Raw genomic sequence first — 19,671 nt, 5'->3', positions numbered from 1 at the left:
GTGATCGATATCAACGAGTCCGTGATGCAGTTCCTTCTGGCATTCGTCGTCGTCGGCCCGCTCCTCGGGGCCGTCGCCGCTCTCCTGCCCGCCCCGCCCGGACTGAAGGGGAAGTCGCCCGAGCAGGCCGTGCTCCGCCACGGCGTGACCGTGACCGGCGCGGTCCTCATCGCCGCGATCGTCCTTGCGCTCGGCTTCGACCACGACCACCCGTCGAAGATGCAGGCCACGACCGACATCAGCTGGATCCCCGCACTCCACGTGCGGATCCACCTCGGCATCGACGGCATTTCCCTCCCCCTTCTGGTCCTGACCGCGCTGCTGACCTTCCTCTGCGCGCTCTACTCGTACTTCAAAATGCCGTCGGGCCCGACCCCGAAGGCCTTCGTCGCACTGGTGCTGGTCCTCGAGTCCGGCACCCTTGCGAGCTTCGCCGTCCTCGATCTGCTGCTGTTCTTCCTCGCGTTCGAGATGGTCCTCGTCCCGATGTACTTCCTCATCGCCCGCTGGGGCGGCGAGGGCCGGACCCAGGCTGCCTGGCGGTTCATCCTCTACACACTGCTCGGTTCGGTCGTCATGCTGCTCGGCCTGCTCCTGATCGGGATCAAGGCCGGCACATTCGACATGGTGGCACTCGCCACTGACAACGGCCGGTCACTGACCACATCCGTGCAGGTCATCGCCGTTTTGGCGATCGGTGTCGGGCTCGCGGTCAAGACGCCGATGTGGCCGCTGCACAGCTGGCTGCCCGACGCCCACACCGCCGCCCCGACCGTCGGCTCGGTCCTGCTGGCCGGTGTCCTGCTGAAGATGGGTACGTACGGGTTCGTTCGGATCCTCCTCCCGATCGCGCCGGACGGGCTCCACACCTTCGCGCCCTACCTCGCCGCCTTCGCCGTCGTCGGGATCATCTACGGTTCGCTGGCCTGCCTCGCGCTCGCCAAGCGGGGCGCGAAAGGCGATCTCAAGCGCCTCATCGCCTACTCCTCCGTCGGCCACATGGGTTTCGTCCTGCTCGGCATCTCGACCATGACCCCGACGGGTGTGAACGGCGCCCTGTTCGCCAACATCGCCCACGGCCTCATCACCGGCCTGCTGTTCTTCCTGGTCGGCGCGCTCAAGGACCGCACGGGCACGACCGACCTCGACACCCTCGCCGAGGAGACCGGTGCCGCGCTCTACGGCAAGGCCCCCCGCCTCGGCGGCGTGCTCGCCTTCGGCGCGGTCGCCTCGCTCGGTCTGCCGGGCCTGGCCGGTTTCTGGGGCGAGATGCTGGCCCTGTTCGGTGCGTTCAGGCCCGCCGGCGACCTCAGCCGGCCGGCCTTCCTCACCTTCATGGCGATCGCGGCCTTCGGCACCCTCCTCACGGCCGCGTACATGCTGGTCGTCGTCCGCCGCGTCTGCATGGGCGCCGTACCCCCGGAAGCGCCGCAGCTCGCCGACATCCACATGTACGAGTTCGCGGCCTGGACCCCCCTCGTCGCCCTCACCGTCGCCGCCGGCCTGTGGCCCAAGGCCCTCCTCGGCCTGACCGACCCGGCCGTGCAGCAGCTCCTCTCAGGAGGCACCCGATGAGCTCCCTGGCGCAGCCGCTGGCCGCGAGCGTCGTGCAGTCCGTCGACTGGCTCGCCATCGCGCCGCCCACCCTCACGGCGGTCGTCGGACTCATCGTCCTCGTCGCCGATCTGTTCGTCGACGACGCCAGGAAGGCACTCCTCGGCTGGGTCTCGGTCGCCGGCCTCGCCGTCTCCGCGCTCCTGCTGCTGCCCCTCCTGGACGGCGACCGCAGCACCTTCTGCGTGAACGGCACACACGCGTGCAGTTACACCGCGGACCGCTTCACGCTCGTCATCCAGTTCCTCGTCCTCGGCGGCGCCCTCCTCGCCGCTCTCCTGTCGGTGACCGCCCTGAAGGACGCCGACAGGCAACTCCCCGAAGGGGAGTACTGGTTCCTGCTGCTCTCCTCCGCGGCCGGCGCCGCTCTGCTGCCCGCCTCCCGCGACCTCGCGACCCTGATCGTCGCCCTGGAGGTCGCCTCCCTGCCCGCCTTCGCTCTCGTCGGCATCCGGCACGGCGACAAGAAGTCCTCCGAAGCGGCCCTGAAGTTCTTCCTGTCGTCGGTCACCGCGACCGCCGTCAGTCTCATGGGCATCAGCTTTGTGTACGCCACCACCGGCACCCTCTATCTCACCCAGGTCGCCGACCGGATCCAGCACGTCGACGGACAGTTCCACACGCTCGCCCAGACGGGTGTCGTCCTCACCCTCGTCGGCTTCGCCTTCAAGACGGCCGCCGTGCCCTTCCACTTCTGGGTCCCCGACACCTACGTGGGCGCGCCGCTGCCCATCGCCGCCTATCTGTCGGTCGTCGGCAAGGCGGTCGGCTTCTCCGGCCTGATCCTCGTCACGGTCGTCGCGTTCCCCTCGTACGCCGACGTCTGGGGGCCCGCGCTCGCGGTGCTGGCCGCGCTCACCATGACGGTCGGCAACGTCGGCGCCCTGCGCCAGCAAGCCACGCGCGCGTACAGCGCGGTACGGCTGCTCGCCTGGTCGTCGGTCGGCCAGGCCGGCTACCTCCTCGTACCGATCGCCGCAGCCGCCTACTCCGACAACCCCGAGCACTCGATCGGCTCCACGGTCGCCTACGCCCTCATGTACGCCGCCGTGAACCTCGGAGCCTTCGCGATGGCCGCACTGGTGGGCCGTACCAGGTCCGCGAACCGCATCACGGACTACCGCGGCCTCTACGCAAGCAATCCGGTCGCCGCCCTCCTTCTGGCCTTCTTCCTGCTCTGCCTGGCCGGACTGCCCCCGGGCATCATCGGCCTGTTCGCCAAGGTCACCGTGTTCTCGGCGGCGGTCGACGCGGGACTCGGCTGGCTGGCCGTGGTCATGGCCGTCAACGTCGTCATCGCCCTGTTCTACTACCTCCAATGGACGGCACTGCTGTTCCGCGCCCCCGAGGGCGAGCCCGTCAAACACCGCCTCCCCGCGCCCCTCACCGCGGCGATCACCCTCACCGGCGCCCTCGGCGTCGCCCTCTCCGGAGCACCCCAGTTGGTCCTTCGCTTCGCCGGCACAGCCCTCTTCTGAGCCGACGCCGGCCGCCCGGGGGCGCCGTCACCCGGACGGCCCACGCAGGTCGCCGTACGCACAAGGGAACTAGTGGCACTCGCCTGGCGTTGACCAGTACGGGAGGGTCCACTGGACGTGACATCACGGCACCAGTGGCACCCGAGATCAGCAAGCAAAGGGTTCCCCTGCTGCACGACTTGGAGGGCGTACCGTGCACCGCCGGCACAACGGGCTAAGGACCGCAGTTCTCCTCGGAGGACTGTCCGCCCTCATCATCGTCATCGGCAGCTTCTTCGGCCGCATGGGGCTCGTCGTCGCGGTTGTGATCGCACTGGGCACGAACGCATACGCGTACTGGAACAGCGACAAGCTGGCGCTACGCGCGATGCGCGCGCGCCCCGTCAGCGAGTTCGAGGCCCCCGCCCTCTACCGCATGGTCCGCGACCTCTCCACGCAGGCCCGCCAGCCGATGCCACGCCTGTACATCTCCCCGACGGAGGCGCCGAACGCCTTCGCGACGGGCCGCAACCCGCGCAACGCCGCCGTGTGCTGCACGGAAGGCATCCTGCGCATCCTGGACGAGCGTGAACTGCGCGGTGTCATCGGCCACGAGCTCAGTCACGTGTACAACCGCGACATCCTCATCTCGTCGGTCGCGGGCGCCCTGGCCTCCGTGATCATGTTCCTGGTCAACTTCGCCTGGCTGATCCCGGTCGGCCGCTCCAGCGACGACGACGGCCCGGGCATCCTCGGCATGCTGATGATCATGATCCTGGGTCCGCTCGCGGCCACTCTCATCCAGCTGGCCATCAGCCGCTCCAGGGAATACGAAGCCGATGCCTCCGGCGCGCAGTTGACCGGCGATCCCCTCGCGCTCGCCGGTGCGCTGCGCAAGCTCGAAGCAGGTACGAGGCAGCTGCCGTTGCCGCCCGAGCCGCGCATCGAGACCGCGAGCCATATGATGATCGCGAATCCTTTCCGCCCGGGCCAGGGACTCTCCAAGATGTTCTCAACCCACCCGCCGATGGCGGAGCGCATCGCCCGGCTCGAGAAGATGGCAGGTCGCCCCCAGTGAAAACCATCCTGAACGTCATCTGGCTCGTCCTGAGCGGTTTCTGGCTGTTCCTCGGTTATCTGGCCGCGGGCATTCTTCTCTGCATCACGATCATCGGCATCCCGTTCGGCGTCGCGGCGTTCCGTATCGGTGTCTACGCCCTGTGGCCCTTCGGGTACACGACGGTCGAGCGCCGCGACGCCGGTGCGCCCTCCTGCGTCGGCAACGTCCTGTGGCTGATCCTCGCGGGCTGGTGGCTCGCGCTCACGCACATCGTCACCGGCATTGCGCTGTGCATCACGATCATCGGCATCCCGTTCGGCATCGCCAACTTCAAGCTGATCCCGGTCTCGCTGCTGCCGCTCGGCCGCGAAATCGTGCCGACGGACCAGCCGTTCGCCACTCGCTGACCAACTGGGACCAGGGCGGGGGCCGCCCGCTCACCCCCATCCGAGTGATCAGGTTTTCCACAGCTCGAAGGTTGCCCACAGGCCGGACCGATTGTCAGTGGCGCCTTGCATCATGAACCCATGACCGAGAACGAGCAGTTGCTGGCGCGGGTGTCAGCCAAGGCACACATAACCCGCCCGTGGGGCTGGCCTTCACTCCCGGAGCCGGCCGACGCGTCCACGCTGGCCCGCGCCGAGACCACCTTGGGCTTCTCCCTGCCTCCCCTGCTCGCCGACCTCTACCTGCGCATTGGAGACGGCGGATTCGGCCCGGAGTACGGCCTGTTGCCCCTCCTCGACAGCCCGCCCGCCGGCGAGCCCGCCGCCGTAGTGCAGTACCTCGCCAACCGCGAAAGCGCCCGCCGGGACCCCGACTGGCCCTGGCCCGAATGCGTCCTGCCGATATCCCACTGGGGCTGCGCGATGTACGCGTGTGTGGACTGCCGCACCCCGCAGGCCCCAGTCCTCCTCTTCGAGCCGAACGCCGACCACGCCTGGTACGTGGACGCCCCCAGCCTCACGGCCTGGCTGAGTTCCTGGGTGGACGGCACAGGCTGGTACGAGGAGACGAACGAGGAACTCGACATGATCCCTTGGACCGACTTCCACATACGCACCACGGCGGCACGAGCGTCCTAGCTGCCGCGACACCATGCGTACGACAGCGCAGCGAACCCTCTGGTACGGCGACTGCGGAGATCCCGCGAGACAACAGCCGGAAGAAGTTGCTCTGCCCCCGGCTCTGACGGCCGGACATGCCCCTGCTGGGCCGGAAGCCTTGATGCAGGTACCCGGCCGCCCCGGCTGGTGTTCGGCCCAGTGCGCTACCGCGCAGCCGCCCGCCGCCGTACGCCATAAGCGCCCACACCCACCGCCAACACTCCTGCGCCCGCGACCACCGAAACCGCCGGCAGCGAGAACGCCAGCACCACGCACCCGAGAAGACCCACCGCAGGCAACAGCCGAGCCGTCGTGGCCGAACTCAACGTCCAGGCGGAGGCGTTGGCCACGGCGTAGTACGCCAGCACACCGAAGGAGGAGAAACCGATCGCACCCCGTACGTCCACCGTGGCGGCCAGCGCGGCGACGACGGCACCCACGGCCAGTTCGGCCCGGTGCGGCACCTGGAAGCGCTGATGCACGGCTGACAGCGCGCCGGGAAGGTGCCGGTCGCGGGCCATGGCCAGCGTCGTCCGCGAAACGCCCAGGATCAGGGCGAGCAGCGAACCAAGCGCCGCCACGGCGGCCCCCACCCGCACCACCGGAACCAGCCCCGGCACGCCGGCCGCCCGCACCGCGTCGGCCAGCGGAGCACCCGCACGCCCGAGACCCGCGGCCCCCAGCACGGAAAGGACAGCCACCGCCACAAGCACGTACACCGCCAGCGCGATGCCCAGGGCCAAGGGGATCGCGCGCGGGATGGTGCGCGCCGGATCCCGTACCTCCTCGCCCAGGGTCGCAATGCGCGCGTATCCGGCGAACGCGAAGAACAGCAGCCCCGCCGCCTGCAGCACCCCGCCCACACCACCCGAGGTGCCTATGCCCAGGCGCCCCGCGTCGGACGTCCCGGACCCCAGGCACACCACCACGACGGAAGCGAGGATGGTCAGCACCACCGCGACGATCACCCGTGTGACCCACGCGGACTTCTGGACACCGCCGTAGTTCACCGCGGTCAGCGCCACCACGGCAGCGACCGCCACGGCGTGCGCCTGACCCGGCCAGACGTACGCCCCCACGGTGAGCGCCATCGCCGCGCAGGAGGCGGTCTTCCCGACCACGAACGACCAGCCCGCGAGATAACCCCAGAACGGGCCGAGCCGCTCACGCCCGTAGACATATGTGCCGCCCGAGGCCGGATACAGGGCGGCCAGCCGCGCCGACGCCATGGCATTGCAGTAGGCGACGACGGCGGCGACGGTGAGGCCGAGCAGCAGCCCGGACCCGGCCGCGCGCGCCGCGGGTCCCAGGGCGGCGAAGATCCCGGCCCCCACCATCGAGCCCAGCCCGATGACGACGGCGTCGCCCACGCCCAGAGTGCGCCGCAGTTCGGAAGCAGAACCGGTCGATGTCATGTCCCGCACCCTACTGATCACTGCAACCGAGGAGTGCCGCCGCGACGTCCTGCTCATCAACAGAGCAGGGACAAGCACGTGGCGCACAGCGGATCTTGACCGGAATCTCACTGTCTGGAAAGTGCAGCCACAGTGCGGAAGGGCAGGTTCACGGCATGACCATCATCAGCTGGATCATCCTGGGGCTGTTGGCCGGAGCCATCGCCAAGTTCCTGCTGCCGGGCCGCGACCCGGGCGGCTTCTTCGGCACGACCCTCATCGGTATCGCGGGTGCGTTCATCGGCGGCTGGATCTCGGCCCGCTGGCTGGACCACCCGATCACCAAGAACTTCTACGACGGTGCGACATGGGCCGCGGCGATAGGCGGCTCACTCGTTCTCCTGATCCTCTACCGCATCCTGTTCGGCAACTCGCGCAACTGAGTACAACCGAGAACGCCCCGGACCGCAGCCAGCAGGCGAGAAGGGTGGGCACCGGCCAGGTGCCCACCCTTCCTCGTGGACTGGCAGCCGACGGCCGACCGGTGACTGTCAGCCGACAACGCTGAAGCACTGGCTCACCGGTAGTTCACGAACTGCAGCGCGAAATCGAAGTCCTTGCCCTTCAGGAGCGCGATCACGGCCTGCAGGTCGTCACGGCTCTTCGAGCTGACGCGCAGCTCGTCGCCCTGCACCTGCGCCTTGATGCCCTTGGGGCCCTCGTCGCGGATGATCTTCGCCACCTTCTTCGCGTTCTCCTGGGAGATACCCTCCTCGATGGACGCGAAGATCTTGTACTCCTTGCCCGAGAGCTGAGGCTCGCCCGCGTCCAGCGCCTTCAGTGAGATCCCGCGCTTGATCAGCTTGGACTGGAAGACGTCGAGGACGGCTTTGACCCGGTCCTCGGAGTTCGCCTCCATGAGGATCTTGTCACCGGACCACGAGATCGAGGCACCGACGCCCTTGAAGTCGTAGCGCTGCGAGATCTCCTTGGCGGCCTGGTTGAGGGCGTTGTCGACCTCCTGCCGCTCGACCTTCGAGACGATGTCGAAACTGGAGTCGGCCATGTCCTGTGGCTCCTTGTATCGGTGCGTGATGGGGTGCGTACGGGGGCGTATCGGCGTACGTGGGGGCGGGCGCCGAGCCCGGCGTGGTCCGGGCCGCATCCGGACAAGCCTAGCCACCCGTCGTCCTCCGGGCGCAGATCAATCGGGTGGCGAAGCACCCCTCGGCATCGGGTATTGTTTACGTCGTTGCCAGGGAGCACCGCCGAAAAGCGGTTCGAACGGCAGCAAACCCGGCGGTGTGCCCGAGCGGCCAAAGGGAGCAGACTGTAAATCTGCCGGCTCAGCCTTCCCAGGTTCGAATCCTGGCGCCGCCACGCTGAGAAAAACCCCCTCTGACCAGGTAAACAACCTGGTCAGAGGGGGTCTTTTGTTGATCGTCGCTGTTCGACTCGCCGTGGACGGGGCGTGGACGTGTCTCACCTCGTATCGCCCATATCCCACTGTCGATCAGTGCGTGTCCCCCAGGCGTCCCCCGGGGGTGAGCATGATCACTCGGGTTCGTTCCACTCCCGAAGTGCTGCGTCGATCCGGCTGTTCGCCCGCTCCCGCGTCTGGTCGAGCACCTTGGCATACACCTTGTGCAGTACCGCGATGCTGTGTCCGGCGCGGCGGGCGCACTCCATGGCGTCCACCCCGGAGCTGAGCCAGAACGAGACGCCGGCGTGCCGGAGGTCGTAGGGGCGGCGGGCCAGCAGCGAGGATGTTTCCGCCTCGGTCAGCACGTCCTTCCGGGCCTTGGCCCACACCTCCCCGTAGCCGGTCTCCTGTAGCAGGCCATCGCGGTTCGTCCGGAAGAGCCGACCATCGGGTGCCGTGCCGTGATCGGCGATGTGCTGCCGCAGCATACGGACGAAGTGCGGCGGGATCGGTACCGGACGGGAGTCCTTCTTGGCGCGGGCTTTGAGGTGGCGCATCTCGTGTGCCGACCCGTCGTCGGTCCAACTCCGTCCGGCCCGGACCACCCCTTGCCGCAGGGTAAGCATCCCCCACCCCGTCTCCGGGAGGTGGCACTGGTTCACCCGCAGTCCGGCGGCCTCAGCGGGACGCATCGCCGCGTAGTACAGGCACCCGAAGAACGCTTCCAGGTGCCGCCCCCGCGGGCCTTGCTCACGCACCCCTGCCAGCAGGGCGCGGACCTGGCGAGGGTTGGCGACGCTCTCGGGGTCCACCGCTTCGACCGACTTCGGGGCGGTCCATTTCACGGCCGTGATCGGGTTGACCGGCATGGTGAAGTACTGCTCTTCCACGGCGAGTCCGAGAACGTCGCTCAGGCACGCCCGCTTGCGCTTCGCAGTGCGCGGCGATGCCTCTTTCCCGTCCAGCCGTAGGGACAGTGCGTCCAGGGCCAGACGGACGGTCGCAGGGTCTTCCATGGCGGAGACCGGCATGGAGTGCTTGGCGATCCAGGCGAGGGCACGGGCCACATCGTCCGGCGGGGTCTCGTCCCAACGGTTCCGGTTGTACGCCCACCCGTACAGCGCGCGCCGCATGAGCGCGGTATCGGGCATTCCCGTCTTCGTCTTCACGAGCGCGGGTGTGATGGTCGCCAGTGCATCGGCGTAGTTCTTCCGCGACTTCGCCGGCGCCAGTGCCCACTTGCGGTCGACGTACGTGCGGCTGTGCTCGTACCAGGTGATGGAACCCTGTTTGGCGCGTAGTTCCGATACGGGCAGGCCCGTCTCTTCGTCGAACTGGTCGCCGTGTCGCACGGCGGACATGAGTTCCGAACGGCGGCCTTCCGCCTGCACCTTGAGCGTGTAGCTCTTGGAGTGCTTGCGTTCCCCGACCAGCCAGCGCAGGCGGTAGGGCTTCGGACGATCCTTGCGGACCTCGATGGAGTAGAGGCGAACGTCGTAGGTCAGTGCCATTTGAACTCCAGAGGGGCCCGCCGGAAAGCGGGCCCCTCGTGTCTCGGGTGTGCGGGAGGTGGTCAGGCGGCAGCGTCTTCCATGGACGACCACCACGCGTCGAGGTCGGTGCGGCGGCAGCGGAGCTGGCCGTTCGGCAGCTTGATGAGCTTGGGGGCCTTGCCCCGGGCGCGCATGCGGTAGAAGGCGGCGCGGCTCATCTCGATCTCTTCGAGGACTTCGGGGAGCTTGAGCATCTTGGGGCGAGCCATGGCACTCCTCAGCGAAGGCGGAGCGGGCGGGGGGAGTTGGAAATACATTCCTCTGAGTCGCGACTCATCGGCACTCAGCGGCTCTCAGAGGGGCCTTGAGACGCGATGAGTCGCGACTCAGGCAAATGTGGTTCGGACATGTTCAGCGTGATCCCGGTGTAGGTGATCACCTGTCGGCCGTACGCGTCGCGGGGCCGGGAGCGGCTGAGCTGGGGGATGACGGAGAGCAGATTGCGGCCGAACACCTGCTTCGTGCCGGGGCGGACTCCGTTGTCCTCGGCCCACTCCCGCCAGACCGTCCACAGGGCGTCCACTGGCACTGAGCAGGTGGGTCCGGTGGTGCAGCGCTCACGGATGAACGCGGACGTGGGCGAGGCGGTGTCCTGCATGGTGGTGACCGCCTCGCGGCTGGACGCCGGTTCGGTGATCCGGCCCGTGCGCTGGAGACGGGCGAGCCCTTCCAGGGCCCAGTTGAGGATGCCGGGCATCTCGGCGGTGAGCCGGTCGAACAGGGTGGGATCTTCCTTGCCCAGCCACGACACCCGCATGTTGAGCAGCACGAACCGGCGGGCGATCACGCCGGAGGAATCGCCGAAGTGCGGCAGCTCGTTGGACAGGATCACCAGCCGGGTCGGAAGCTTGCCGGTCCACACCGCGCGGTACTTGCGGTCAATGTCGATGGTGTCCTCACCGGAAATCGTCAGCAGCCGTTCGACGACTTGGCTGTTGTCGTTGCCGGACAGCCGGGCGTCGGAGATGACCGCGAGCGGCTTGCCGATTAGCGTGGACAGCCCGAAGTTCGTGCCGAGTCCGGCGAGCGTGGGTCCGGCCAGGTTCTCCTTGCCGACCAGCTCTTTCAGTACGCGGGCGATGGTGCCCTTGCCGGAGCGGGACGGGCCCACGATGAGCAGGATTTTCTGCTGGTCGGTCCGGCCGGACAGCACGTAGCCGAACCACTCCTGAAGAGCGGCGATGGCGTCGGGGTCGTTCGGCCAGATCTGTGCCAGGAAGCGTTCCCACGTCGGTGCCCTCGCGGCGGGGTCGTAGGCGAAGGGGACGGAGACCAGGTTGAAGAATCCGGGTCCGTGCGGCAGCAGCGCGCGGTCTTCGATCCTGAGCAGGCCGTTCTCACACGCCACCATCGGCCCCCCGTCAGCCGCGTCCCCACCCTCGATCCAGGCGGGAGCGTCGGTCTCGGTCGGCAGCAGAGTGATGGCGCCCAATGCGTCGAGAAGGTTGCTGATCTTCTGTTTCGTGGGTGCCCAGTCGCGTTCCTCGAACTCCCCGTCCTTGACCGGGGCGAGGTAGACGGCGTGTTCGAGGCGGGTGTACATGGCCGCGCGTACCTGCGCTTCGTCCATCTCGCGCCAGCACGTTCCCGTCCAGCGCATCCACGATGCGCGCCAGCGCTGGCACACCAACTGCCCGTCCTCGCTCTGCCAGTCCGGCAGGAGACGGCGGGCGACGGCCAGGGGGTTGGACGGCGGCGGGAGTTCCTCGCTCGGGCCGTTGTCGGGGCGGGTGTCCATCATGCTGCGGTCCTCCCTTCCGGTGAGGCACGGAACGGGCAGTTCGCGCGGTGGTCTTCGTGGTCGGTGATCAGGGCGAGTACCTGGCGGTTGCCGACGGCGCTGCGGTCGCGGCCGCACAGGCACGTGGACGTGGCGGTGGGGGTGGCGCCGCGCGGGGCGCTGATGTGCAGCACCGCGACGATGTACCGGCCGTCGCCCGGCTGCGGGTCAGTGCTAAGACCAGTTCGGACGCCTTCGGCGACGCCCTTCGGGTCGCCCACGGCCGGTGTGGGCGAGGCGAGTTCGGCGACCTTCCCTCCACTCACGAGGGGTTGGCCTTCCAAGGGGGGCGGGTGGGGGCGCTCATGCCGCCTCCCGGGGCCGCGCCTTGCGGATGGAGCTGTCCAGGGCGCTGCGGATGGTGGAGCGGCACTCGGCAGCGGTGAGTCCCCGCTCCTCTCCCGCCCCTTGGAAGGCCTCTTCCACCACGTGCCGGGGGATGTCGCCCCATGCGACGAAGCGCCCCACCTTGAAGGCGCACCGGTTGAGCGTGGTGTTGCGCTTCTTGTCCGGCGACGCGGCCACGATGGCGCACTCGGCTTCCAGTGCGGACAGGGCCGCGCGGCTCCCGTCGACCGCAGGGAGCCTCAGCGGCCCCGTAGGGCGCGCCGGGGCGGGTTTCAGGATGGTTTGTAGCCATTCGGGCAGCGGTGCCGCCACAGGGCCGCTGACGGCTTCGTACGCTCCGGCGTCGGTGGTGCTGCCCGCGGCGACGACGTAGCCGCCCTGTGCGCGGGTGTCGACCAACGCGCCGATGGTTCCTGCCGTGTTGGCCAGCCGGATGCCGTCCGGGGCGGTGAAGTACAGGTGCTCGCCGCCGCTCGCGGTCCGCACCCGGTAGGTGTCCGGGACGGGGTGGCCGGCGCGCTCGCAGAGCGCCTCAAAGGTCGCCGCGCCGCAAGGCGCGTCCGAACTGCCTTTGTCCTTGGGCATGTCGAGGTCGACCACGAGCAGACGGGAGGGGCCGGTGGCGATGCCGACGTTGAACGGGATGCGCGACCAGGCGGCGCGGATGCGGTCGGGGTCGGTGGTGGCGCGCTGTTCCCACTTCAGGTGTCCGCTCGCGCACTCGCCGATGCCGGGGCACGTCTGCTCGCCGTGCAGCGCGGGGCGCTTGGTGCCGGGACGCAGAGGGAAGACGTGCCAGCCGCGCGCGGCGGCTTCCAGGGCGGCGCGCATCAGGTTCGCGCTCATGCGGCCACCTCCAAGAGGGTGCCGGCGGTGAGGTGGGCGCGGCCGATGAACTCGCTGTAGGCGGGCGGGATCGCTTCGGTCAGTTCCTCGCGGACGTCGGTCCAGTCGATGTCCATCGCGGCCTGTATCTCCGGGATGGTGGGTTTGCCGCCGCCGTTGCCGTACGCGGCGACGTAGGGGCCGTCGTAGAAGCGGCCGTGGCGCCAGCCGCGCACCCGCCCACGGTGCCGGAGGTGCGCCGGCTGCTCGGTGGTCCAGCCGCCCAACTCGAAGTTGCGGTGGCGGATCACGTCGAGGCCGAACCTCTCGCCGCACAAGGTGAGGTCTTTGCGGATCTCGGCGCGGCCGTTGGGCTGCTCGATCACGTACGGCAGGCCGGTCCGATCGAGCAGGTCGCGGGTGGGCGCCACCAGGTCGACGTGGGTGCCACCCCATCCCTGGGAGGCGTTGGTGCCCACGGTGAGCGTGCACTTGTCCTGGCAGGGCGGGGAGGCGTGGACGAACGCGTACCGGCGGATCTCGCCCGTGGCAATGAGGTGGGCGAGGTAGGCCAGGGCGTCCCCGCGGTGGTAGGCGAAAGGGTAGTTGGGACGGTGGGCGATGTCGCATCCGTCCACGGCGAATCCCGCGCGGTGGTAGCCCACGGCGGCGCCGCCGGCACACGAAAACAGGTCCAGCAGGCGCGGCCGTGGGGCGCGCGCTCGCCGGATGTCGGTGGGTTGGGTCATGCTGGGAGACCTCCAACAGGTCTGTAGAGGACTGGAGACAAGAGCGGCCCCGGACTTTGGCGAGGACGGGGGCCGCTCTTGGCACAGCTACTGGTGGTTGTTGGTCTTGGCCCACACGCCGGTCGTACGGGTGTGGACGTTGCGCCGGTCCTGGTAGACAGGGCCCTCGTAGTGGTGGTGGATGTCCGGGGCGGGCTTGGCCCGCTTGGCGAGCCGTGCGAGGGCGAGCACGAGGGTGGTGGGGGCGCCGAAGACGAGGCCGCAGACCACGGGGTCGGCGTACTGGGAGACGTACATGAGCACGGCGGCGGTGAGGCCGACCATGGAGACGGTTGCCCCGCCGGCGAGCATGAGGACGCTGGCGTCGGTGGCGCCCTGGCTCATCGGGGGCCGTCCGGGCTGGGCGACGGGCGGGGTGGGGCCGTATACGGGCACCGGGGTGTCGTCGCGGTAGGCGGTGGGCCGGTAGGCGTCGGCGATGATCCGGCGAGCCTCGGCGGCGGCCTCGTCATCGGTCATTCCGGCGTCCGGCCGGAGGGTGTCGGGGGCGTTGTCGGGGTACATGTGGAATCCCTTCCGAAGGCGGGTCAGGGAGGCTGAGGCACCCCCTTCCGGGGGCGTGGTGGAGGGGGTTTCGGGGGTCTGACCTGGGGTGCCTCCCTGCCTCCCTGAACGATCATCTGTGCAGGTCAGGGCCAGGGAGGCGGGGCAGGGAGGGGGTCAGGGAGTTCTCCCTGCCTCCCTGCCCCGCCGGGGGGTGCCTCCCTGTCACTCGGAGGCGGAAGCGGAACCCTCGCCGTCGCGGTTGACGAGGGCGCGGGCGAGGCGGTCACGGCCCACGACCATGACGCCGTCGGACTTGTACGGCTCGGCGCCGGTGCCGTCCAGGACGCGCTTGAGGTCGAGGAAAGACCAGCCGCCGTAGGCGTCCGCGTTGAGCGTGCCGAGCCGGGACAGCACGTCTTTGGTGCGCACCCGCTCTGCGGTGCCGACCACGGACGCGATGTCCGTGAGCGGGTCGCGCTCCTCACCCCGCTCGATGGCGTGCAGGGTGGTGACGCCGTCGCGTATCGCCTTGGCCCGGTCGGTGATGGCCTGGGCGGCGTCGTCGTCGATGTAGTGCGTGCGGACCGTGATGGAGGACTGTCCGGCCGGGATGGTGATCCCGTCGGAGGCGACGACCAGGGTTCCGCGGTCCAGGCCGGGGCGGAGCAGGTTCGGGGCGGCGCCGCCGTCGACGGCCTTGTCCCCCAGCGCCATGCGGGCCTGCGACTCGGTGCCCAGCGCGAGGGAGGCGCGGGTGTGCGCCCCTTCGCGGACCAGCTTGGGCAGGTTCTCGTTGGTGGGGTCCTGGGTGCCCTGCCACATCAGGACGTTGACCGCGCGGCCCTGGTTGTGGATTTTGCGGACGGCCATGAAGTACCGGGAGTTGGCCTTGGAGCCGCCGTAGGGGCGCTTGTCGTCGTCCTTGGCCGGGCACATGAACGCCACCTGCGCCTCGTCGACCAGCACGATCAGCGGCGGGAACTGCGTTCCGGGCGGAGCCTGGATGCGGCGGTTCATCTCGTCGACCGCGCCCTCAACCATCTCGGTCACCTGGATCACGTGCTCATCCGTCGGTCCCTGGATCAGCGTGGTGGCGAGCCCGTCGAACATGGCCCAGTCGCCGACGCCCTTGAGGTCACCCATGAGGAACTGCACCGACTTGTCCAGTGACAGCCACAACGCGAGGGAGCGCAGGGCGACGGTCTTGCCCTGGTTGGACAACCCAGTGATGAGCAGGTGGCGCTGATACAGGCTCAGCGCCGCCGCGTCGCCGCGCAGGTCCTGCCCCCAGGGGGCGCGGCCCTTGGTGTAGTCGGCGGTCATCGTCTCGTCGGTGACCAGCGGGGACGGGCCGATCGGCTCATCCAGCGCCCCGGAGTCGGCGACCCACAGACGGACGGTGCGGGCGGCCTGGGGGATGGTGATGAACACCTCGTGCTCGTGCCGGGTCAGGTTCTCTGCCAGCTTGCGGCGCCGGTTCTGCACCTCGATGGTGGAGACGCCGGAGGGGAGCGTGACGTCGACTTCGACGCCGCATCCGGCGATCCGGATCGGGCCCAGCATCGAGGCGCCGGCGTCGCCCATCTCCGTGATCGCCTTGCGCAGCGCGGGCACCCCCAGGTCGCGCAGGGCCTTGACGACGATGGACGGGGTGATCGGCTCACCCTCGCCACCCCGGACGTTGTCCGGCAGGGCCCAGGCGGGTGCTGCCTGCTGCTTGCTGCCGACCGTCCACAGCGCGAGCAGGGCCAGCAACGGGCCGACCGTCAGGGCCGGACCCCAGACGACCTGCACGATCCGGATCAGTACGCCGATGAACTCGATGGTGGCCGCAAGGGGGGTGATGACGTCGCCAAAGTGGTGGTTGTTGATGGCCATCACGACCCCGAGCGCGACCAGCACTCCGACGCTCATACCGACGCCGACCCCGACGCCCTTGGCCACGTCCACAGGCGAGTGGAGCAGGTCCATGCGGCGGCGGTGCCTCGCGTCGCGGAAGCGCTGAAGGCGCTCCTCCCACTCCTCCGCCACCTCGTAGTTCCCGGCAGCCTCAGCAGCGCGCAGCATGCGTTCGTAGCGGGAACCGGTGCGGCCGTCCCAGGTCCGGCGGGCCACGATCCGGCCCCCGTTGACCGTGTAGAGGCCATGCCGGGCGAGGGCGCGGGCGGTCGTCTTGGTGGTGTCGTGCGTGACGACGGTGCGTATGGCGCGGCCGGAGCGCACCCACAGCGGCACGGGCTTGGCGGGTGCCGGGTCGGGGACCACGGTCAGCGTGGTCACGGTCGCCGGTTCGGAGGGCGGTTCGGTGTTCTTGTGCAGGTGAACGACGTTCTCGGACATGCTGAACTTGCTCCTGACTGCCCTGATCGGGGCGGGAGTTGAGGAAGGCGCCGGGGTGGCCGGGTCCGTGGCAGGGGCGGCCACCCCGGCGGGCTGAGTGGGACCGGGGCGCTAGCGGCGGGGCGTGTGGGTGTCCCGGTGCTGCTTGGCCAGCGACTCAGCGCGCGACCGGCTGTCCACGGGCGGGCTGAAGCCTCCGCAGGAGCAGCGGAAGGTGTACGTGTAGCGGCCGAAGCGGCCTTCCTGCCTCACGGTGGTGCGGTGGTTCCAGCTCATCGGGTTCCTCCGGGAATCGGTGGCGCATCGGGGCGGGACAGGCCGTGCCGGGCGCGGTTCTCCGCGCGGCTGAGCTGGGACGGCTCCACGCGAGGGCCGTCGACCCAGCAGAACGGGCGGAGGCCGTCGGCGGCCTTGAAGACGCGGATCGCGGCACCCTGCGAGGCGTCCGGCAGGGCGTAGACGCGGCCCCTGTCGAGGGAGGCCAGCAGCCGGGCGCCGTGGTGCTCGCACCCGTCGGCCCCCGCGCCGGCCGCGTCCAGCACGCTCACCACGACCGGGCCGACGCAGGCCGTGGGGTCCTCCGGGTGGGCGGCGGGGCAACGGCGGCCCCCGCTCACCACCACTTCGACTCCTTCTTGGGCACGATCTGGTCCGGAGGACAGCCGTTGTGCATGTGGTCCAGGCACGGCTTGCAGTCCTCGCGGGGCTTGAGCCTGCGGTGGATGCTCCGGTCGTAGGCGTGCTGCCAGCACTGCGGGCACCCACCCGGAGGTGTCTCGCGTGCGGCCATGCTCACCACCGCCCCGAGGACTTCTTGGCGGCCTTGTCGGTGGCGGCCTCGGTCACGATCCGCTGACGCTCCATCTGCAGCGCGGTCAGTTCGGCCGTCAGCCGCGTGTTCACGGCGTTCCACACGTTTTCCAGGGCGCGTTCGGCACGGTCACCGCTCCTGCCGCGGGCAACACGGTAGGAGCCTCCGATCATGGCGCGGGCGACCTGGCGCCGCTCCTGACCGGTCAGCGGCCACATCTCCTCGTTCTGCACCGCTTCGATCTTGCGCTGTGTCCGCTGGATCTCTTTGTCCAGGCGACGGGTGTTGGGCTTGCCCATGGTCAACCTCTCTTCAGGCACAGGGTGTTGGGCTGTTGTGTTCGGGGCCCGCTAGGTCATGCACCAGCCGGAGTCACAGCCGGATTCCCATTCGTCGAACGGCAGCGTGTCCACGCCATCCGGGATCGCCTTGCGTAGCGGCCGGTTGAACCGGGTCAGGTACACGTGGTCTTTGCCGAGTTCGTCGCGGCGGCGGTTGAGGAGTTCTTCGAGCTGGCACGCCTTCTCGAACAGCTCGGGTTCGCTGCGGCGCATGTCGTGCCAGGTCTCCGGCCGGTGGAACGGGCAGAACCAGCACGACGACTTCGGCGGGACCGGCAACCCTGCGGATCGGATGATGCGGGCGCAGTCGATGCGGCGGATCCCGCGTTCCAGCAGCGGGTATTCGATGACCTCGTGCGGCTCGCAGCGTCGCTTGTTCGCCCGCCCGATTTCGTCGAGGCTGATGCCGATACCGACCGTGGCCGGCGCATCCTTGGTGGCCCCGCGGCGTTTGAGTTCGTCGCCGACGACCTTGATTTTGAACTGGGCCGTGCACGAGCGGGTGCCGGGTGCCCCGTTCGACATCCGTACCGGGATCTTCAGCGACCGCGAGCCTTCCCGGGTGAGGTCCTGATACAGCGTGCGGACCTCACCCGAGCGTTTCATCACGCGATCCAAAACGACTAGCTCAAGGCCGTTCGCTTCGGCGTAGGGGAGGGCGTACCGGTGCAGGTAGGCGAGCGTTCCGGGGTGTTCGGAGTCGTCGCCCACGTTGGCCATCAGGAATGTGCGGTAGTCCAGCTCACCCGTGGCCGCGAGGACCATCGCGGCCATCGACTGCACGCCCCCGCCGAAGCTGAACGACTTCACCGCACTCGCGGTCGGCGTGCTCATTTGGCCGCCCCAACCGTCTGGGCCCGCTCGGCGAGCAGCGCGTCACGCAGCATCCGGGCGTTGGCCGGCGAGGTGTGGATCGCGCGGCGGATGCCCTCAGCGGTGATCTGCGCATCCGGCCAACCGACCGTCGCGGTGCGCGCCTCGGCGAGCAACTGAGCAGGGGTCCGCTTGGGGCGACCCGATCGGGCCGCCTGGGGAACCCGACCGGTCGCCCGACGCGACCTGGTCGACTCGGCAGCCGATGTGCGCCGCTCGATCGGCGTGACCGGGGTCGCTGCGATCGACGGGGCGATCGAGGCAACGGGCTTGAGCGCCAGGGCCGACTTGGTGAAGTCGACCGGCACCGGATCGGGCACCCGCACGACCGTCGCGGTGATCGGCGCGGGGGTCGATTCCGGCAGGTCAGCCGTAGACCGATTCCTCTCGGTCTTGGTGGATTCCTCCTCATTCGTGTCTACGGTCGGAATCGGGTCCGTGGCCGGGGCGGGGCGGTGGTGCAGCACCTTCGCGACCAGATCGGAACCGAAGTAGATCGACCCGACCGGAAGCGAGGTCGCCAGCAGCACCAGGGCCCAGTTGGCGGGGTCCCAGTCGGCGAGCCGTCCCCAGTCGACCGTGGCCCCGTGCAGGGCGGGGACCAGACCGTGCACGTAGTTGAGGACCAGCGAGGCGCCCGTGTAGGTGCCCAGCACCCGCAGCGCGAACGTGCGGTCACGGCCGACCAGGACCAGGGTGGCCACCAGCGCCAGGGCCATCAGACCGTCGACCACGAACGGATAGAGGGTGGCGGCGGTGTGGTCCGCGCCGATCGCGTTGGCGATGTCCCGCAGCGCGTTCCACGAGACCCGGAACGCCATGCCGACCACGCCGACCAGCGCGGTCACCAGCAGGATGCGGCCCGTGCGGTTCACCGGAACCACCCCCGCTTCTTCGGCGCCGGCGTGCTCGCTTCGGCCTCGTACCGCTCCCACTCACGGGCGTCGCTCTCGCGGCCGTCGAGACGGGCCAGATGCGCGGCCTGCTGATGCGGCGTCATCGCCCGCCACTGCGCATTGGCCGCCGGGCGGACCGGCGTGGACGGGGCAGCGCTGCCCGTACTGCTCTGCGCCTGCCGGGCCGCGTACTGCTGCTCCGGCGTCTGCAGGTCCTTGAAACGGCGCCCCATCACGCCACCTCCCCAGCACCGGAGCGGTTGGCCAGCGCGCGCCGCTCGGCCAGCACCCGGCGGCGGGCCCGGCGGATGCGGCGGGCGTCCAGCTCGCTCGGCGTGCGGTCCAGGGTGATGATCTGCGCGTCGAGCAGGTCGACAGCCGCGAGGATCAGCGGCATCTCCTGCTCGATCGCGTCCAGTTCCGCGGCCGTCGGCTCCATGAAGTCGGCGAACGCGGTAACAGCGGTCTGAACAGTAACGATGTGGTCCATTGGGTCGTGGTTCCTCTCAGCAGGGGAACGGCCCGAACAGCGGCTCCCGGGTGGCACCCCGGGAG

Annotated in this window: 24 protein-coding genes and 1 tRNA gene; 7 read left to right on the top strand and 18 right to left on the bottom strand. The window is 69.4% G+C overall.

Annotated features, from left to right (window positions below; translation table 11 throughout):
* The 5 genes from AB0N07_RS39680 to AB0N07_RS39660 all read left to right on the top strand — a co-directional run bounded on the left by AB0N07_RS39680 (position 1) and on the right by AB0N07_RS39660 (position 5,216).
* A complete protein-coding gene (locus AB0N07_RS39680; RefSeq protein WP_365843817.1) occupies positions 1-1,575 on the top strand; it encodes an NADH-quinone oxidoreductase subunit M in 1,575 nt (524 codons plus the stop codon).
* The gene (locus tag AB0N07_RS39675; RefSeq protein WP_365843815.1) at positions 1,572-3,092 is read left to right on the top strand and encodes an NADH-quinone oxidoreductase subunit N; all 1,521 of its coding nucleotides are present in this window, start codon (positions 1,572-1,574) and stop codon (positions 3,090-3,092) included. Before AB0N07_RS39680 ends, AB0N07_RS39675 begins: the two co-directional genes overlap by 4 nt.
* 193 nt (positions 3,093-3,285) lie before the next feature.
* A complete protein-coding gene (gene htpX / locus AB0N07_RS39670; RefSeq protein WP_365843813.1) occupies positions 3,286-4,149 on the top strand; it encodes a zinc metalloprotease HtpX in 864 nt (287 codons plus the stop codon).
* Positions 4,146-4,538: a YccF domain-containing protein gene (locus AB0N07_RS39665; protein ID WP_365843811.1), complete on the top strand. Its 393-nt coding sequence runs from the start codon at positions 4,146-4,148 to the stop codon at positions 4,536-4,538. The genes htpX and AB0N07_RS39665 overlap by 4 nt, the downstream gene beginning before the upstream one ends.
* Before the next feature lie 120 nt (positions 4,539-4,658).
* Positions 4,659-5,216, top strand: a complete 558-nt coding sequence (locus AB0N07_RS39660; RefSeq protein WP_365843809.1) for an SMI1/KNR4 family protein — start codon at positions 4,659-4,661, stop codon at positions 5,214-5,216.
* A 185-nt stretch (positions 5,217-5,401) separates the two neighbouring features.
* On the opposite strand, the gene AB0N07_RS39655 is transcribed toward AB0N07_RS39660, so the two are convergent.
* Positions 5,402-6,652 carry an APC family permease gene (locus tag AB0N07_RS39655; RefSeq protein ID WP_365843807.1) on the bottom strand — a complete coding sequence of 417 codons (1,251 nt, stop codon included), beginning with the start codon at positions 6,650-6,652 and terminating at the stop codon, positions 5,402-5,404.
* A gap of 155 nt (positions 6,653-6,807) precedes the next feature.
* On the opposite strand from AB0N07_RS39655, the gene AB0N07_RS39650 reads away from it, so the two are divergent.
* Positions 6,808-7,074, top strand: a complete 267-nt coding sequence (locus AB0N07_RS39650; protein ID WP_365843805.1) for a GlsB/YeaQ/YmgE family stress response membrane protein — start codon at positions 6,808-6,810, stop codon at positions 7,072-7,074.
* 134 nt (positions 7,075-7,208) lie between these two features.
* Here AB0N07_RS39650 and AB0N07_RS39645 read toward each other — a convergent pair whose 3' ends face one another.
* Positions 7,209-7,697 carry a YajQ family cyclic di-GMP-binding protein gene (locus AB0N07_RS39645; RefSeq protein WP_030945172.1) on the bottom strand — a complete coding sequence of 163 codons (489 nt, stop codon included), beginning with the start codon at positions 7,695-7,697 and terminating at the stop codon, positions 7,209-7,211.
* Positions 7,698-7,929: 232 nt separating this feature from the next.
* Here AB0N07_RS39645 and AB0N07_RS39640 point away from each other — a divergent pair.
* Positions 7,930-8,011 (top strand) — tRNA-Tyr (locus AB0N07_RS39640).
* 174 nt (positions 8,012-8,185) lie between these two features.
* Here the strand turns inward: AB0N07_RS39640 and AB0N07_RS39635 are convergent.
* From AB0N07_RS39635 to AB0N07_RS39560, 16 genes are all read right to left on the bottom strand, one after another.
* The gene (locus AB0N07_RS39635; RefSeq protein WP_365843802.1) at positions 8,186-9,565 is read right to left on the bottom strand and encodes a tyrosine-type recombinase/integrase; all 1,380 of its coding nucleotides are present in this window, start codon (positions 9,563-9,565) and stop codon (positions 8,186-8,188) included.
* A 62-nt stretch (positions 9,566-9,627) separates the two neighbouring features.
* Entirely contained in the window at positions 9,628-9,816 is a 189-nt protein-coding gene (locus AB0N07_RS39630; protein ID WP_189925313.1) for a helix-turn-helix domain-containing protein, read from the bottom strand.
* A 74-nt stretch (positions 9,817-9,890) separates the two neighbouring features.
* Entirely contained in the window at positions 9,891-11,348 is a 1,458-nt protein-coding gene (locus AB0N07_RS39625) for a phage/plasmid primase, P4 family (RefSeq protein ID WP_365843800.1), read from the bottom strand.
* Positions 11,345-11,653 (bottom strand): hypothetical protein, encoded by a 309-nt coding sequence (locus AB0N07_RS39620; protein ID WP_365843798.1) that lies wholly within the window; start codon positions 11,651-11,653, stop codon positions 11,345-11,347. Before AB0N07_RS39620 ends, AB0N07_RS39625 begins: the two co-directional genes overlap by 4 nt.
* A 37-nt stretch (positions 11,654-11,690) precedes the next feature.
* Positions 11,691-12,581 carry a bifunctional DNA primase/polymerase gene (locus tag AB0N07_RS39615; protein WP_365843796.1) on the bottom strand — a complete coding sequence of 297 codons (891 nt, stop codon included), beginning with the start codon at positions 12,579-12,581 and terminating at the stop codon, positions 11,691-11,693.
* Entirely contained in the window at positions 12,578-13,309 is a 732-nt protein-coding gene (locus AB0N07_RS39610) for a DNA methylase (RefSeq protein ID WP_365843794.1), read from the bottom strand. The genes AB0N07_RS39615 and AB0N07_RS39610 overlap by 4 nt, the downstream gene beginning before the upstream one ends.
* An 87-nt stretch (positions 13,310-13,396) precedes the next feature.
* Positions 13,397-13,873 carry a hypothetical protein gene (locus AB0N07_RS39605; RefSeq protein WP_365843792.1) on the bottom strand — a complete coding sequence of 159 codons (477 nt, stop codon included), beginning with the start codon at positions 13,871-13,873 and terminating at the stop codon, positions 13,397-13,399.
* Between the two features lie 204 nt (positions 13,874-14,077).
* Entirely contained in the window at positions 14,078-16,195 is a 2,118-nt protein-coding gene (locus AB0N07_RS39600) for an FtsK/SpoIIIE domain-containing protein (protein WP_365843790.1), read from the bottom strand.
* A 111-nt stretch (positions 16,196-16,306) separates the two neighbouring features.
* On the bottom strand, positions 16,307-16,471 hold the full coding sequence (locus tag AB0N07_RS39595) for a hypothetical protein (protein WP_365843788.1): 165 nt from the start codon (positions 16,469-16,471) through the stop codon (positions 16,307-16,309).
* Complete coding sequence (locus tag AB0N07_RS39590; protein WP_365843786.1) at positions 16,468-16,818, bottom strand: hypothetical protein; 351 nt, start codon at positions 16,816-16,818, stop codon at positions 16,468-16,470. The genes AB0N07_RS39595 and AB0N07_RS39590 overlap by 4 nt, the downstream gene beginning before the upstream one ends.
* A complete protein-coding gene (locus AB0N07_RS39585; RefSeq protein WP_365843784.1) occupies positions 16,809-16,985 on the bottom strand; it encodes a pRL2-8 in 177 nt (58 codons plus the stop codon). The genes AB0N07_RS39590 and AB0N07_RS39585 overlap by 10 nt, the downstream gene beginning before the upstream one ends.
* 2 nt (positions 16,986-16,987) lie before the next feature.
* Complete coding sequence (locus AB0N07_RS39580; protein WP_365843782.1) at positions 16,988-17,305, bottom strand: hypothetical protein; 318 nt, start codon at positions 17,303-17,305, stop codon at positions 16,988-16,990.
* 51 nt (positions 17,306-17,356) lie between these two features.
* The gene (locus tag AB0N07_RS39575; protein ID WP_365843780.1) at positions 17,357-18,181 is read right to left on the bottom strand and encodes a phosphoadenosine phosphosulfate reductase; all 825 of its coding nucleotides are present in this window, start codon (positions 18,179-18,181) and stop codon (positions 17,357-17,359) included.
* Entirely contained in the window at positions 18,178-19,095 is a 918-nt protein-coding gene (locus tag AB0N07_RS39570; RefSeq protein WP_365843778.1) for a DUF2637 domain-containing protein, read from the bottom strand. The genes AB0N07_RS39575 and AB0N07_RS39570 overlap by 4 nt, the downstream gene beginning before the upstream one ends.
* Positions 19,092-19,349, bottom strand: a complete 258-nt coding sequence (locus AB0N07_RS39565) for a hypothetical protein (protein WP_365843776.1) — start codon at positions 19,347-19,349, stop codon at positions 19,092-19,094. The genes AB0N07_RS39570 and AB0N07_RS39565 overlap by 4 nt, the downstream gene beginning before the upstream one ends.
* Positions 19,349-19,606 carry a DUF6284 family protein gene (locus AB0N07_RS39560; protein WP_365843774.1) on the bottom strand — a complete coding sequence of 86 codons (258 nt, stop codon included), beginning with the start codon at positions 19,604-19,606 and terminating at the stop codon, positions 19,349-19,351. The genes AB0N07_RS39565 and AB0N07_RS39560 overlap by 1 nt, the downstream gene beginning before the upstream one ends.
* Positions 19,607-19,671 lie beyond the last annotated feature (65 nt).

It is taken from the genome of Streptomyces sp. NPDC051172 (assembly GCF_040682555.1).
In the GTDB taxonomy this organism is placed as follows: Bacteria; Actinomycetota; Actinomycetes; order Streptomycetales; family Streptomycetaceae; genus Streptomyces.
Note: the sequence above shows the minus strand (reverse complement) of the source record. Positions and strands in the feature narration are given on the sequence as shown.